The organism is Caulobacter sp. LARHSG274, from assembly GCF_052871235.1.
Genome location: NZ_JBIXJO010000018.1, coordinates 38,938 through 52,507, shown reverse-complemented (window position 1 = coordinate 52,507; position 13,570 = coordinate 38,938). Strand labels below are relative to the sequence as shown.

The window sequence follows — 13,570 nt, the reverse complement described above, 5'->3', positions numbered from 1 at the left end:
GGTGATAGGGTTCGCCAGGCTCGGTTTCGGCGGCGCCTCGGGGCGGAGGTCGCCGCGCGGAAACCGGTCGTCAGGACGCTTTGGAGGCTCGGGAGGCGGCGGACCGCGCCTTGGGCGGCGCGGCCGGCTTGGCCGGCCCGCCAAGAGCGGCGATCGTGCTCTCGCGCTCCACATAGGTGGTCTTCACGATCGTCCGCATCGGCAGGTCCGCGTCGGGATCGGCCAGGGCGCGCAGCAGCAGCCGGGCGCTGGCCGCGCCCATGCGCACCAGGTGCTGCTGGATGGTCGAGATCGCCGGCTCGACAAAGGCCCCCACCGCGATGCCGTCGAAGCCGACGACGCACGCTTCCTGCGGCAGCCGCACGCCGGCCCGCTGGACCCGCTTCATGAAGCCGATGGCGATGTCGTCGCTGCTGCAGACCACGGCGTCCGGGCGCTCCTGGGCGTCGAGAAACGCCCCGCCGGCGTTCCACCCCGCCTCGAAGGTGTAGTCGCCGTCGAACCTCAGGACCTCGCGGGCGCCCGCCTTGCCCCCGGCCTTGGCGAGCGCCTCGGTAAAGCCGCCGTAGCGCTCGCTGTCGTGATAGTTGGGCGGCCCCGAGACGAACATGAAGCGCTGGCGGCCGTTGGCCAGCAGCCGGCCGACGACGTCGTGGACGGCCCGCCGGTCGTTGCTGATCACGCTGGGCACGCCGTGCTCGCTCAGGTCGATCATCAGGCCGACGATCGGCCGTTCGGCCGCCAGAATCGGCAGGCCGCCGGACCGCGGCGGATCGTTGGCGACGGCGATGGCGCCGTCGATCATGCCGCCGCGGGCCATTTCCAGGACCCGCGGATCAGGCAGGCCCGCCTCGTTCAGCTGGCCGACGATCATCGTATAGCCGTGCTTGGAGAGCTCCTCGTCGATCCCCCGCAGGACGTCGTTGAGCATGCTGGACTCGCGCCACGGGGGCATGATGACCATCGCCATCCGCGACGAGCCCATCCGCAGGCTGCGGGCCGCCATGTTGGTGGAATAGCCGAGATGGGCGGCGACCGTTTCCACGCGGCTGCGCGTCTTGGGATTGACCCGCGACGGATTGTTCAGCGCGCGGCTGGCGGTCGAGACGGCGACGTTCGCCGCCCGCGCCACATCAATCAGCTTGACCACTGGCCCTCCGAACCCGCCGCGACCGCCCCTGCGCCGCGCAACCCGGCGCGACGCCCTCCGCAGGCGGCGGGACGCCACCGACTCTGGGAAAGGCTTCGCGCGCAGCCAATCTAGGGATAACGCAGGATTGCGGCAAACGTTTTCCAATCCAGCCGCGCGTGGGCCAGGATCGAGGCCTCCCCGGCCGGAACGCCGCCCCGCCCCGGGAATCATGTCGCACCACTGGCGAGTCGGCGCATGGCTTCCCCGCTCACCCGGGCGAACCGCCGCCAGTCCGACGGCGCGTCATGCTCGGCGACCATCAGCTCCGCGCCGGCGTCGACCGCGGCCTGCCAGTAGAGGCCCCAGTCCATCACCCCCTCGCCGAGATCGGCGAAGTTCATCTCGTCCAGCTTCTCGCCCGGCGCGGCGACATCCTTGACGTGGATGGCCGGAACGCGCCCGGCGTAGCGGGCCAGCCAGGGGAGCGGATCCTGCCCGGCCTTGAACACCCAGCCGATGTCCATCTCCCAGAGCACCTCCTCGCCGAGCGCATGTTCGATGCCGCAGGAGCCGTCGGGGAGCGGCGTGAACTCGAACTCGTGATTGTGCCAGGCGAACCGCAGGCCCTGGTCGGCGAGGCGCCGGGAGACGGCCGCCAGCCGCGCCCCCAGCGCCTCCCAGCCGGCCCGGTCGACGGGGCGCTCTTCCGGGTCGAGCCAGTCGGCCGCGACCAGGGTCATGCCCAGGGTCCTGGCGCTGGCGACCACGTGCTCGAAGTCGAGCTCGAACATCGAGAACTTGAAGTGGCCGCTGCGGGCGGTCAGCCCATGTTCGTCCAGCATCGCCCGCAGGGCCGCCGGATCGGCATAGAGATCCTTGTAGGGCTGGACGTCGGTATAGCCGCAGTCGGCCAGATAGGCGAACTGCTCGGCCAGGGAGCCGGCGGTGCGGGTGGACCAAAGCTGGATCGAAAACACGTCGTTGGGTCGCATGGCGCCTCACTGGTGCGGCCCAAGGAGCGCCGCGAAGGGGTGTTCCGGATGTTCGTCGAGGAGGGCTAGGCCTTGGCCCGGACCGGCGCGTCGGCCGGCCAGAGACACAAGGTCAGGATGGCCAGCACGACGGCGCTGCAGGGCACGCCGAGGAATCCCGCCTTCAGCCAGAAGGTCAGGGCGGGCCCGCCGACCTGCAGGTCCGGCGTATAGCGACCCCAGGCCAGCAGGGTGGCGATGATGAAGCCGGTGACGCCGACCGCGACCTTGGTGACCAGGGAATTGACCGAATAGGCCAGGCCGGTCGCCGCGACGCCGGTCCTGGCCTCGCCGTCGTCGATCGCCTCGGCCAGCATGGCGTAGCACAGCGGCGACAGCACCCCGACGCAGATGTACTGCAGCGTGAAGGCGACGAGGAACAGGACGAAGTTCCCGCCGGCGGCCAGCATCGCCGCCAGGCCGGCCAGTTCGCACACCAGCATCAGGCCGTAGGTCCTGCGGATGCCCAGGCGCTTGGTCAGCATCGGCGCGACCACCGCCCCGATCACCGCGCCCAGGGTCGCCACCGTCAGAAGCAGTCCGGCCGTGGCCGCCGACCGGTGCAGGATGAAGCGCGTATAGTGGATCGTCAGGGCGGATTCCGAGCAGAAGACCAGGAAGTTCAGGAACATCAAGGTGTTGCAGAGGTGCCAGAGCCGATTGCGGAACAGCGACGAGAGCAGTTCGCCCAGGCGATGGTCCGTGGCCGGCAGCGGCTTGCGGATCCTGGCGCTGCGCCAGGTGAGAATCCAAAGCCCTGTCCCGACGATCGCCAGCAGCAGGGAGAAGATCGCCACGCCGCGCTGCTGGTGCGGGACGTCGCCGCCGCCGCCGAAGAAGGCGATCGCCGGCAGCGTCAGGGCGGCGACCGCCAGTTGCCCGATCTGGCATCCGGCCATGCGGAACGCGTTGAGGCTGACCCGCTCCTGCGACGCCGTGGTCATCATGTTGCCCAGGGCGCCGTAGGGCGTGTTGATCGCCGAGTACATCGCTCCGAAGGCCAGATAGGAGACCCAGGCCCAGACCACCTTGCCGCCGAGCGGCAGGGGCAGCGGCAGGAAGCAGAGGAAGGCGACCACGCCGAAGGGAACGGCCAGCAGCCCGATCATGGTCTTGACGTGCCGGCCCGAGGTGCGGTCGATGATGTAGCCGAACAGCGGGTCGCAGAAGGCGTCGAAGAGGCGAGGCACCAACAGCAGCCAGGCGACGGCGGCCGCGGGGATCAGGTAGATGTCGGTGTAGTAGTACATGAGGTATGACATCGTCATGCCCCAGGTCAGGTTGGACGACAGGTCGCCGCAGCCGTAGCCCAGCTTTTCCGCAAGACTGAGACGCTCGGGCGTCGCGCCGGCGACGACGGCGGGACCGGCGGGGACCCTGACGCCCCAGGCCTCGGCGTGGCTGTTCTCGGTCATAGCCGGCCCGCCTTCAGCTCGCCGGCCAGGTGGGCGCAGGCGCGGGTGGTGAGCGCCATGACCGTCAGGGTCGTGCCCATCGAGCCGCCCGACGGGAAGGCGCTGGCGTCGGTGACGAACAGGTTCGGCGCGTCCCAGGCCTGGTTGAAGCGGTTCAGCACCGAGGTCGCGGGGTCGGCGCCCATGCGGGCGCCGCCGCTTTCGTGGATCGCCGCCCCCATCACCATGCTCTTGGGCATCATCTTGCGGACGATCCAGCGCGCGAGCGGGTTCAATTTCGGATACAGCCCCGCGCCGCGCTCCTCGAGGCCCAATGGCGACACCCAGGCGTTCACTGAGCCCCCCGCGACTTCAATCATCTCCACGACCTCCGCAATCTGTTTGACGAGCATCCGACGTTCGTTGTCGTGAAGTGCGCAGCGAATGACCGGCAGCGGCACGCCCCACCGGTCCCGGCGCTGGGGATCCAGGCTGATGGCGTTGTCGCGATAGGGCAGCATTTCGCCGTAGCCCATGAAGACGGCGTCGGCGCTGTCGTCGGGGCCGAGGGCCGGATCGCGCCCGGCCGATCCCTGGAAACTGTAGCCGCCCCGAATGTCGTCTCCGGCGGCTCCGTCCAGGTCGGCGTAGCGCGGGATGATCATCCCGCCCGTCGCGCCATAGAGCGGATGGGTCGGCAGGTCCTGGCCGCCCCCCTGGGCCGCCAGCGGCGGGAGGGCGCCGAACACCAGGCTGGCGGGCTGGTCCATGAAATAGCGGCCCAGCAGTCCGGCGCTGTTGCCGATCCCGTCGGGATGGCGGGCGGAGCGGGAATTCAGCAGCAGCCGGACCGATTCTATGGGCGAGGCGCAGACCATCACCGCCGCGCCCAGGACCTGGCGCCGCCGGCCCGTGCGCCGGTCCACATAGCTGACGCCGGTGGCGCGCCCAGTGACCGGGTCCGTGAGGATCTGCGTGGCGATCGCGTCCGGTTGCAGGGTCATGCGCCCGGACTCCAGGGCGGCGACCAGGGCCGCCGGCAGGGCGTCGCGATCGGGCGGGGCGAAGCGCCAGCTGATCACCTTGCGGTCCGGCCAGCGGCGCTCGGCGGCCCGCTTGAAGACCAGCTCGTGGCCGGTGAAGCTCGCGGGCGTGGCCATGACGCCGTCGGGCGCGGTCTCCACCCCGTCGACATTGCCGTGCAGACCCAGGAAGCGCTCGACCTTTTCGTACCAGGGGGCCAGGTCGCCATAGCTGATCGGCCAGGGGCCCGCCGGGCCCTTGAACTCGTGATCCGACCAGCGAAACAGCACCCGCCCGAACACGTGCAGCCGACCGCCGACCTGCCGCCCCCGCACCCACAGGAACGGGGCGTCCTTGGGCGTGCGGTAAGGGTGCAGCCAGTCCTTGACCAGGAACCGCTTCATGGCGGCGTTGAAGAAGGCCACCCGCGCCTGCAGCGGCTGCCCCAGCGCGGTGGCCAGCATACGCGCCCGCAGCTGCACGCCGCGGGCGCCCGCCCCGCGCTTGAGGGCGGAGGCGTCGGCCGCACCGACCTGGCGGCCGGCGTCGAGCACCAGGACGGTCAGGCCCTGCTCGGTCAGTTCCTTGGCGGCGAAACCGCCGGCCGCGCCCGAGCCGACGATGACGACATCATAGCGGTCGTTTTCCATGGATCCGTCCTGCCTCATGACGCACCCCCGGCGACCGCGCACGACGGCGGCCGGGGCCCGCGCCGCCCCATCGCGCCAGGCGACGGGGCGGCTTGGTCATGCTTCGATTTCACGAGCCTGCGGGCGACGTCCCCGCGCCGCGTCACCACGAGTATTCAAGTCGAACGCCATAGGTTCGCGGCGGGAAGAACTCATAGCCGTAGCCGCCCGCGTACTGGCTTTCCTCGGCGTCCTTGAACACCGCCTTGTCGGTGAAATTGCGGACATAGGCGGAGATTTTCCAGGGACCGTCGGCCGGCTGATAGGTCAGGAAGGCGTCCGACATGGCGTAGGCCTTCTGGCGCGTGTCGGCGAAGTTGTAGAACGAGAAGTAGGCGGCGCTCTGGGCCTTGGACTGGACCCGGGCGGTCAGGGTTCCGCCGAGGACCTCCCAGCCGTGCTCCAGGCCCAGGCCGAAGCTCCAGGTCGGCGCCTGGGGCGGCCGGTTGCCGGCCAGCTGCACGTTGCCGCTCGCCTTCGGGTCGCTCGGCGAGGCGATCGACAGGAAGTCGGTGTAGCGGGCGTGCAGGTAGCTGGCGCTGAGGTCCAGCGTGCCGATCGCCGACAGCTTGTAGGTCAGGTCCGCCTCGGCGCCGTAGATCCGGCTGGCCCCGGCGTTCTGGGTCAGCTGGACCGGCTGGCCCGTGGCCAGGAAGGCGTAGTTGGCGACCTGCTGCTTGGTGTAGTCGTAGTAGAAGCCGGCGAGGTTGAGCTGGAGCGTGTTCTCGAGGAAGCGGTTCTTGGAGCCGATCTCGTAGCCCTTGACCGTCTCGGGCTCATAGGTGCTGCCGCCGAGATTGAAGCCGCCGGCCTTATACCCGGTGTCGTACTTGGCGTAGACCATGTTCCACTGCGTCAGCGCATAGTCGGCCGCCAGGTGGACGGTCGCCTTCGACGACGAACCGGAACCCTCCCCCTGCCCGTAGACCACGCCGCCGGTCAGGTCGCCGAAGTAGCCGGTCTCTCCCTTGTAGTCGTGCGTGTAGCGGAAGCCGCCGGTCAGCTTCAGCTTGGAGGTCAGCTGGTAGGACGCCTGGGCGTAGCCGGCCTCGGACCGCTGCTTGGTGCTGTAGACGAAGCCGAAGAACTCGTTGTAGCCGCCGCCCGGCAGCGGGGCGACATCGCCGGAGACCAGGTTGGCCTCTTCGCGGAAATAGAAGCCGCCGACCTGCCACTGGAACGGCCCGGGCGTCTTCGAGGCGATCCGCAGTTCGCCGTTGAAGGTGTCGGGCTTCTGGGTCGGGTTCCACTGATAGGCGGTCGTCGTGACGCCGGCCAGGGTCTGGTCGACCCCTTGCGCATAGTTGGTGTGGTCGTAGCCGGCGATCGCGGTGACCTCGACGCCGCCGAAGTCGTAGGCCAGCTGGGCCCGAAGCTGGGCGCTGGTCATGTGGACGAAGGGCTGGGTTCCGAGCGGGAATTTCCGGCTGTCGATGCCCGGCGGCAGGCTGTGGTCGAGCGCGCCCGTCGCGGTATAGATGAACGGGATGTACTGCAGGATGTCGCCGGTGCCCTGCTGGTTGGTGTATTGCGCCGTGACCAGGCCCGTCAGATTGGCGACCGGCTGGAAGGCGATGGCGATGCGCGCCGACTTGTCGTCCTGGCGGTCGCCCCGCGCCTGGGGCCTGTTGTCCAGATAGCCGTTGTTGGACGCCGACAGGAAGGCGGTGCGGACCTGCACCTGGTCGCCGAGCGGCACATTGACCATCCCGCTCAGTTCCAGGCTCGAAAAATTGCCGTACTGCAGGCTGGTCTGGGCGGCGAAGTGGTCCACCGGCTTGGCGGTGACGATATTGATCGCGCCGCCGACCGCGTTGCGGCCGTTGAGGGTGCCCTGGGGCCCGCGCAGCACTTCGATACGATCGATGTCGTAGAGGTTGGCGCTCAGTCCGTAGGCGCGGTTCATGTAGAAGCCGTCGACATTGACGGTGACCGCCGGGTCGCCGTTCTCGGTGGTGTCGCGGCTGGAGATGCCGCGAATGGTGATGACCGACTGGCCCTCGGAGGTGGCCAGGCTGACGTCCGGCGCCAGGATCGCCAGGGCGGCGATATTGGTCACCCCGGCCCGGCTCAGGGCCTCGCCGGTGTAGACGCCCATGGCGATGGGCGTGGTCTGGGCGTTTTCCCGCCGGTGCTGCGCGGTGACCACCACCTCCTCCAGCGTGGTCCCCGCCGCGCTCGTCGCCTGGGCCGAGGCCTGGCCGGGGAGCAACATCAGCGGCAGGACGCCCAGCACGGCGGCGCCCATCAACAAACGGCCCCGCAGGCCGGCCTCGGGACGGTCGCCCGGTCGCGCCGCCGCCTTCAGATTTCCAAACATCCGCTATCCCCTGTCTTCTTGTCCCGCCCCCCGGGAAGCCGCCGGATCGGCGATGGCAAACGTTTGCCGTCAACTTTCAAAAAAAACCGCGCCCAGGAGCTCGTCCGTGGAAGCGGCAAACGTTTGCCTTCGATCTCAAGATAACGATGTTCCCACGCCGGACGCGCAAGCCTGAACCGCGGCCAAGACCCGCGCTGGTGATTTTCTGGACGATAATCAGGCAGGGAAGACCCGGAATCAGGCGAAAGCCCCTTTCCGAGCCCGCTCCACGGCCGCGAAGGCGGTTGTGACCCCGCCCTTTCGGCCGACGGCCCGGTCCGCCGCCGGCCCTGTGCAGGCGGCGGGCGAAATGCGGGCGGCGGCGTGCAATTCTTCCACGATCCCGCGATTTCGGCTGGCGCGGCGCTGCTTCGTTTGGCAATCGTTTGTCTCGCCCCAATGGGCGGATGAGGAGAGACCATGGCCGATCTGCCGGTCATCGACATTTCCGGGCTCCGGTCGGCGCATCCCGACGTGCGGCGCGCCGTGGGCCTGCAGCTCGGCCAGGCGGCGCGCGAGGTCGGCTTCTTCTATGTCACCGGCCACGGCGTCCCGCCGGACATGCTGGCGGAGATGTTTGCGGCCGCCAGCGTCTTTTTCGCGCAGCCCCGCGCCGCCAAGCTCGCCCACTCCATCAAGCGCTCGGACAACAACGTGGGCTATGTCGGCCTCGACGACGAGCAGCTGGATCCCACCGGCGGCGCCGATCACAAGGAAGCCTTCAACATCGGCCTGGAGCTGCCGCCCGACCATCCGGCCCGGGTCGAACGCCGGCCGTTCCGCGGGGGCAACTTCTGGCCCGACCTGCCGGGCTGGCGCGCGCTGATGCTGGACTATTACGACCGCTGCTGGTCGGCGGGACGCCTGATCCACCGCGGTTTCTGCCTCGATCTCGGTCTCGACGAGAGCTTTTTCGAAGACAAGCTCGACGAGCCGATCGGCATCCTGCGGCTGCTGCATTATCCGCCGCCGAACAGCCCGGACTCGGGCCCGCTCGGGGCCGGCGCCCATTGCGACTACGGCAATCTCACCCTGCTGGCCACCGACGGGGTGGCGGGACTGCAGGTGCGCCGCCGCGGCGGCGGCTGGATCGATGCGCCGACCATCCCGGGGGCGCTGATCTGCAACATCGGCGACTGCCTGATGCGCTGGACGGGCGACACCTATGTCTCGACCCCTCACCGGGTGCTGAGGCCTACGGCCGAGCGCTACTCCATCGCCTTCTTCCTCGATCCCAATCCCGACGCCGAGGTCGCGCCCCTGCCCGGCATTGCCGCCAAGTACCCGCCGATCGTGGCCGGCGAATATCTGACGCAGAAGCTCCACGCCACCTATGGGGATCACCCCTCAACCTCGACGGACGATCGCCAACCCGTCTAACCGAGGTTTGCTGAACGGCCGGTCGGGCGCACGGGACTGACCATGCCGATGGACCGGGTCCCAGCGGGTTGAGATCACCTCGCCGACCGCCGGCGAGATGATGGGATCGAGGATCGAGCCGTCGAGGACCCTGGCGGCGAACATGGCGTAGGGTCGGCGTCGCTCGACGTTCGCAGTTTTGTACCGGAGTGGCGCGCCCTGCTGGATTCGAACCAGCGACCGCTCGCTTAGAAGGCGAGTGCTCTATCCAGCTGAGCTAAGGGCGCGAATCTGGAAATCTTGGGGCCGAACGGCTAGTGGGTCCAGGGTTGGCGGCGGCCGGCGGCGAAATTGTCGGCATAGGCCTTGAGCACCCGCTTGGGCGTCTTGGGCTCGAACAGCTGGAACGAGATCTGGTGGCGCTGGGCGTAGGCGACCGCTTCGTCGCGGGTGTCGAAGGTCAGGCGCACCTGGCCGTTCATGTCGCTCGACTGGGTCCAGCCCATCAGCGGATCGGAACGTCTGGCCGAGGCCGGCTCGAACTCCAGCACCCAGTCCTTGGTCTTGGCCTTGCCGGACTGCATGGCGGTCTTGGCGGGGCGATAGATGCGCGCGAGCATGAATCATCTCTCCAGTCTTTACCCCCGGACGGGGGCCGCGGTGGTCGGAGCGGCAGGATTTGAACCTGCGACCCTCTGGTCCCAAACCAGATGCGCTACCAGGCTGCGCTACGCTCCGGAACACCGGCAGGCGCGTGCTCTACAGGGCTTCGCCGCGCGGAGCAAACGGAACAGACGGCGTTTGCGCCTCAATGGCCCTGGGGCGGGAAGATTTTGTTGAGCACGCGGTCGCCCGGCAGGATGCCCAGCTGGGCCGCACGGCCGCCGGCGATCTCCAGCACCCCGCCGATCACGCCGCCCGAGGGGATCGGGGTCTCGTCGTGCGGCACGGCGTTGCGGGCGATCGACAGCACCCGGCCGTCGGGGGCGATGTAGATGATGTCGAGCGGGATCAGGGTGTTCTTCATCCAGAACGCCGCCTGCTGGGGCGGGTTGTAGGGGAACAGCATGCCGCGGTCGGGCGCCAGGGCGGTGCGGAACATCAGGCCGCGCTGCTGCTCGGCCGGGGTGACGGCCAGCTCGACGGTGAACTTGGCCCGGCCGCGGCTGGTCAGGATCTCGACGGTGTCGAGCCGGGCCGACGGCTTGACCGCCGCTTGCGAGGCGACCGCAGGCCTGGGCCGGGCCTGGTCGGCGCAGGCGGGGGTGGCGACCAGGGCCGCGGCGACGAACGCCAGGGCCAGAACACGTCGACCGATCGTCATCAAAGCCACGCCAACCTCACTGCCCGTGTCGCGCGGCCTCACCAGCGGGCCGCGACCGTCGCGACTGCGACGCTCGATCTATACGAGCCTTGCCGTGATGGCGAAAGTCAGTCCTCGCCGCCGCTGATTTCGGCGACCACCAGGCCCTTGGGGCCCTCGGCGAAGCGGACCATGACGTCCTCGCCCGGCTGGAGATCCTCCAGCCCGCCGCGGCGCAGGGTCTCGATATGGACGAAGATGTCGCCCGGCTGGCCGTCGCGGACGACGAAGCCGTAGCCCTTGGTGCGGTTGAACCACTTGACCTTGGCCCGCTCGGCGGGCCCCGCCGGCTCCAGGGTCGGCCGGCCGCTGTCGAGGCCGGAGCGGAAGCCGTTGTCGCGGCGCAGGCCCACGCCGGCGTCGCTGAACACCCGCCGGGGGCGTTCCATCGGCGCGCAGGCGGCGCTTTCGTCCAGGTCGACCACCTCGGACACCTGCCAGCCCTTGGGCCGCTTGACCACGTCGCAGACGATGACCGCGCCCTCCAGCGCCGTCTCCCGCCCGCAGTTGCGCAGCGAAGTGACATGCAGCAGCACATCCTTCAGGCCGGTCTGACCCGGGTCGTCGGGTACGATGAAACCGTAGCCCTTGCCCGTGTCGAACCACTTCACCCGACCGCTGATACGCACAAATTCCTCGTGCGATCCCGATTCTTCGAAATCGAAACCAGACATTCCGCCCCTCTGGCTCGCCCAGACAGCCCAGGGGGCGAGCACCACAGAATAACACTGTTCTCGCGGAAGGAGAGCCGTCAATCACCAATCGACGGCGCGCGACCGTCAATCGCCGCCCGCGACATTTCGTCGCAGCGTTTAGGCCGGCATCGCGCTGAAATCGTGGGGGTAGTGGTAGTCCCTAGGGGAGTCGAACCCCTCTCTCCAGAATGAAAATCTGGCGTCCTAACCGATAGACGAAGGGACCACGGCGCCTGATCAGGCGGGTATTCGCATGTAAAGTCGCAAGGCGTGCGTTTCGCGGTGGTAGTCCCTAGGGGAGTCGAACCCCTCTCTCCAGAATGAAAATCTGGCGTCCTAACCGATAGACGAAGGGACCACGTGGCCGCGAAGAGCAGGCGATATACAAAGCTTCCCCCCGGGGCGCAAGCGACCGGGCGCAGTTTTTTCAAGTCGTGCGCATGCGGGGATCGGCGGCGTCCTCGATCTCCAGCTGAACCCCTTCGCGGCCCATGTAATCGTCCGGTTTCAGACGGCCCACGACGTGCAGCGCCCCGCCGCCGGCCAGCAGCCGCTGGCCCAGATCGGTCTCGGCCGAGCGCCAGGAGATCGCCTTGATCCGGTCGCCCGAGGGACCGACCAGATCGACGCGCACATGGCCGCCGCGCATGGCCATCATCCGCTCGGGCCGAACGCCGGCCAGGGCGAACATCGGCTCGGGGTTGCCGGGACCGAACGGCGCCAGTTGCTGGAACTCGGTCCACAGGGCGCGATTGGCGGCCCGCGGCTGGACCAGAGCGTCGATCTCCACGCCCTCGACGCCCACGGCTTCCATTTCGCCGGCCAGGCGCTCTTCCAGGAAGGCCCGGAACTCGGGAATGGAATCGGGCCGAATCGACAGGCCCGCCGCCATGGCGTGGCCGCCGCCGGCCATCAGCAGCCCCGCCTCGAACGCCGCCTGGATCGCCGCCCCGAGGTTGACGCCGGGCTGCGAGCGGCCCGAGCCCTTGCCGACATTGGCGGCGCGGTCGATGCCGATCACCACCACCGGCTTGCGATAGCGCTCGCGCAGCCGGCCGGCGACGATGCCGATGACCCCGGGGTGCCAGCCCTCCCCGGCCACCACGATGACCGGGGCGTCGGGATTGAAATTGCTGCCGCGCTCCAGCACGGCGGCGGCTTCCTCGACCACCGCCGCCTCGACCGCCTTGCGCTCGGTGTTGAGCTCGTCCAGTTCCTCGGCCAGGGCCCGGGCCTCCAGCGGATCGTCCGTGGACAGCAGGCGGGCGCCGAGGTCGGAGCGTCCGATCCGGCCGCCGGCGTTGATTCGCGGACCCAGGATGAAGCCGGCGTGGAACACCGAGGCCGGGCCCGAGCCCTTGCCCACCTCGAACAGCGCCTTGAGGCCGGGATTGCCCCATTGCGACATGGTGCGCAGCCCCAGGGTGGTCAGGGCGCGGTTGAAGCCGACCAGCTGGGTGACGTCGCAGACCTCGCCCATGGCCACCAGGTCCAGCCACTGGCGCAGGTCGGGCTCGGGCCGATCGTTGCCGAACAGACCGCGCTTGCGGGCCTCACGATTGAGGGCGGCTAGCAGCACGAAGGTCACCCCGGCGGCGGCCAGCACCCCCTGCCCGCTCTGGCAGCCCGGGCGATTGGGATTGACCACGGCGGCGGCGGCCGGCGGGTCCTCGCGCATCAGGTGGTGATCGATCACCACCACCTCCAGGCCGATGGTCGCGGCGCTGGCGATGGCGTCATAGGCCGCCGCCCCGCAGTCGAGGGTGACGACGAGCTCGGCGCCGGTGTCGCGGATGGTCTTGAAAGCGGCCGGGCTGGGGCCGTAGCCCTCGGTCAGCCGGTCGGGAATGTAGATCGGCAGCTCGACGCCCATGTGCCGGAACCAACGCACCAGCTGGGCGGCGCTGGTGGCCCCGTCGACGTCATAGTCGGCGAACACCATGGTCGGGCGGCCGGTCTCCAGCGCGTCGATCAGGATCTGGGCGGCCCGGTCCATGTCGGTGAAGCTGGAGGGGTCGGGAAACAGCGCCTTCAGGGTCGGGCGCAGATAGGACTCGGCCGCGTCGACGCCGATCCCGCGCGAGGCCAGGGCCCGGGCCAGGGGCTCGGACAGGCCGTGGACCTGCTGGTGGCTGCGCGCCGCCGCTGCGTCTCCCGGCCGCTCGCGCCAGGCCCGGCCGCTGAGCGAGCGCGAGACGTCGAGGAAGTGGCCGGTGCTGAGGGCAAGATGACCGTCGGCAGGCATGGCTCAGCGCCCTCGTGCGGGAAGACGGCCGAAAACTGGGGGCTTTGCGATCGACATCATGGCCCGAGCCTACCTGCTTTGCCGGATTCGCTCCATGCGGCGCGAGGACGGGAGGTAAGGCGCAGTTGCGTCAGGAGCGGACGCAGATCCAGGTCCTGACCTCAGATGGCGACCGTTCGGGTTACCGACCATGTGGGACCGCTAAGCGGACGCTGTCAGAGGCTGAGAAGGGTGGCGTGCGGACCTCCGCCTCCCAACTGATCAATCGCTCGACGCTGAC

At 69.1% G+C, this 13,570-nt stretch carries 10 protein-coding genes and 4 tRNA genes; 1 reads left to right on the top strand and 13 read right to left on the bottom strand.

What is annotated here, in order from left to right; translation table 11 throughout:
- Window positions 1-70: 70 nt before the first annotated feature.
- The 5 genes from ACIPQB_RS21320 to ACIPQB_RS21300 form a co-directional block, all read right to left on the bottom strand.
- On the bottom strand, window positions 71-1,150 hold the full coding sequence (locus tag ACIPQB_RS21320) for a LacI family DNA-binding transcriptional regulator (protein ID WP_446487252.1): 1,080 nt from the start codon (window positions 1,148-1,150) through the stop codon (window positions 71-73).
- A gap of 209 nt (window positions 1,151-1,359) precedes the next feature.
- Window positions 1,360-2,124 carry a sugar phosphate isomerase/epimerase family protein gene (locus tag ACIPQB_RS21315; protein ID WP_446487251.1) on the bottom strand — a complete coding sequence of 255 codons (765 nt, stop codon included), beginning with the start codon at window positions 2,122-2,124 and terminating at the stop codon, window positions 1,360-1,362.
- A 65-nt stretch (window positions 2,125-2,189) separates the two neighbouring features.
- Window positions 2,190-3,578, bottom strand: coding sequence for an MFS transporter (locus ACIPQB_RS21310; protein WP_446487250.1), 1,389 nt, complete (start codon window positions 3,576-3,578; stop codon window positions 2,190-2,192).
- Window positions 3,575-5,230, bottom strand: coding sequence for a GMC oxidoreductase (locus ACIPQB_RS21305; protein ID WP_446487249.1), 1,656 nt, complete (start codon window positions 5,228-5,230; stop codon window positions 3,575-3,577). Before ACIPQB_RS21305 ends, ACIPQB_RS21310 begins: the two co-directional genes overlap by 4 nt.
- 142 nt (window positions 5,231-5,372) lie before the next feature.
- A complete protein-coding gene (locus ACIPQB_RS21300; RefSeq protein WP_446487248.1) occupies window positions 5,373-7,589 on the bottom strand; it encodes a TonB-dependent receptor in 2,217 nt (738 codons plus the stop codon).
- 459 nt (window positions 7,590-8,048) lie between these two features.
- Between ACIPQB_RS21300 and ACIPQB_RS21295 the strand changes: the two genes are divergently transcribed.
- The gene (locus ACIPQB_RS21295; RefSeq protein WP_446487247.1) at window positions 8,049-9,008 is read left to right on the top strand and encodes an isopenicillin N synthase family dioxygenase; all 960 of its coding nucleotides are present in this window, start codon (window positions 8,049-8,051) and stop codon (window positions 9,006-9,008) included.
- A 189-nt stretch (window positions 9,009-9,197) separates the two neighbouring features.
- On the opposite strand, the gene ACIPQB_RS21290 is transcribed toward ACIPQB_RS21295, so the two are convergent.
- The 8 genes from ACIPQB_RS21290 to recJ all read right to left on the bottom strand — a co-directional run bounded on the left by ACIPQB_RS21290 (window position 9,198) and on the right by recJ (window position 13,290).
- Window positions 9,198-9,274 (bottom strand) — tRNA-Arg (locus ACIPQB_RS21290).
- 27 nt (window positions 9,275-9,301) lie between these two features.
- Window positions 9,302-9,607, bottom strand: a complete 306-nt coding sequence (locus ACIPQB_RS21285; RefSeq protein WP_446487246.1) for an ETC complex I subunit — start codon at window positions 9,605-9,607, stop codon at window positions 9,302-9,304.
- Between the two features lie 41 nt (window positions 9,608-9,648).
- A tRNA-Pro gene (locus tag ACIPQB_RS21280) sits at window positions 9,649-9,725 on the bottom strand.
- A gap of 70 nt (window positions 9,726-9,795) precedes the next feature.
- Window positions 9,796-10,311 (bottom strand): DUF192 domain-containing protein, encoded by a 516-nt coding sequence (locus ACIPQB_RS21275; protein ID WP_446487245.1) that lies wholly within the window; start codon window positions 10,309-10,311, stop codon window positions 9,796-9,798.
- Between the two features lie 107 nt (window positions 10,312-10,418).
- Window positions 10,419-11,024, bottom strand: coding sequence for a stationary phase survival cold shock domain protein CspD (cspD, locus tag ACIPQB_RS21270; RefSeq protein ID WP_446487244.1), 606 nt, complete (start codon window positions 11,022-11,024; stop codon window positions 10,419-10,421).
- A 172-nt stretch (window positions 11,025-11,196) separates the two neighbouring features.
- Window positions 11,197-11,271: transfer RNA gene (locus ACIPQB_RS21265), tRNA-Glu, on the bottom strand.
- A gap of 57 nt (window positions 11,272-11,328) precedes the next feature.
- Window positions 11,329-11,403: transfer RNA gene (locus ACIPQB_RS21260), tRNA-Glu, on the bottom strand.
- Between the two features lie 69 nt (window positions 11,404-11,472).
- On the bottom strand, window positions 11,473-13,290 hold the full coding sequence (gene recJ, locus ACIPQB_RS21255) for a single-stranded-DNA-specific exonuclease RecJ (protein WP_446487243.1): 1,818 nt from the start codon (window positions 13,288-13,290) through the stop codon (window positions 11,473-11,475).
- Between the last annotated feature and the right edge of the window lie 280 nt (window positions 13,291-13,570).

What these genes read in the sequence shown, in the direction of transcription:
- ACIPQB_RS21300 (WP_446487248.1), bottom strand. Translation starts at nt 7,589, where the DNA reads ATGTTTGGAAATCTGAAGGCGGCGGCGCGACCGGGCGACCGTCCCGAG.
- ACIPQB_RS21295 (WP_446487247.1), top strand. Translation starts at nt 8,049, where the DNA reads ATGGCCGATCTGCCGGTCATCGACATTTCCGGGCTCCGGTCGGCGCAT.
- ACIPQB_RS21285 (WP_446487246.1), bottom strand. Translation starts at nt 9,607, where the DNA reads ATGCTCGCGCGCATCTATCGCCCCGCCAAGACCGCCATGCAGTCCGGC.
- cspD (WP_446487244.1), bottom strand. Translation starts at nt 11,024, where the DNA reads ATGTCTGGTTTCGATTTCGAAGAATCGGGATCGCACGAGGAATTTGTG.
- ACIPQB_RS21275 (WP_446487245.1), bottom strand. Translation starts at nt 10,311, where the DNA reads ATGACGATCGGTCGACGTGTTCTGGCCCTGGCGTTCGTCGCCGCGGCC.
- ACIPQB_RS21305 (WP_446487249.1), bottom strand. Translation starts at nt 5,230, where the DNA reads ATGGAAAACGACCGCTATGATGTCGTCATCGTCGGCTCGGGCGCGGCC.
- ACIPQB_RS21315 (WP_446487251.1), bottom strand. Translation starts at nt 2,124, where the DNA reads ATGCGACCCAACGACGTGTTTTCGATCCAGCTTTGGTCCACCCGCACC.
- recJ (WP_446487243.1), bottom strand. Translation starts at nt 13,290, where the DNA reads ATGCCTGCCGACGGTCATCTTGCCCTCAGCACCGGCCACTTCCTCGAC.
- ACIPQB_RS21310 (WP_446487250.1), bottom strand. Translation starts at nt 3,578, where the DNA reads ATGACCGAGAACAGCCACGCCGAGGCCTGGGGCGTCAGGGTCCCCGCC.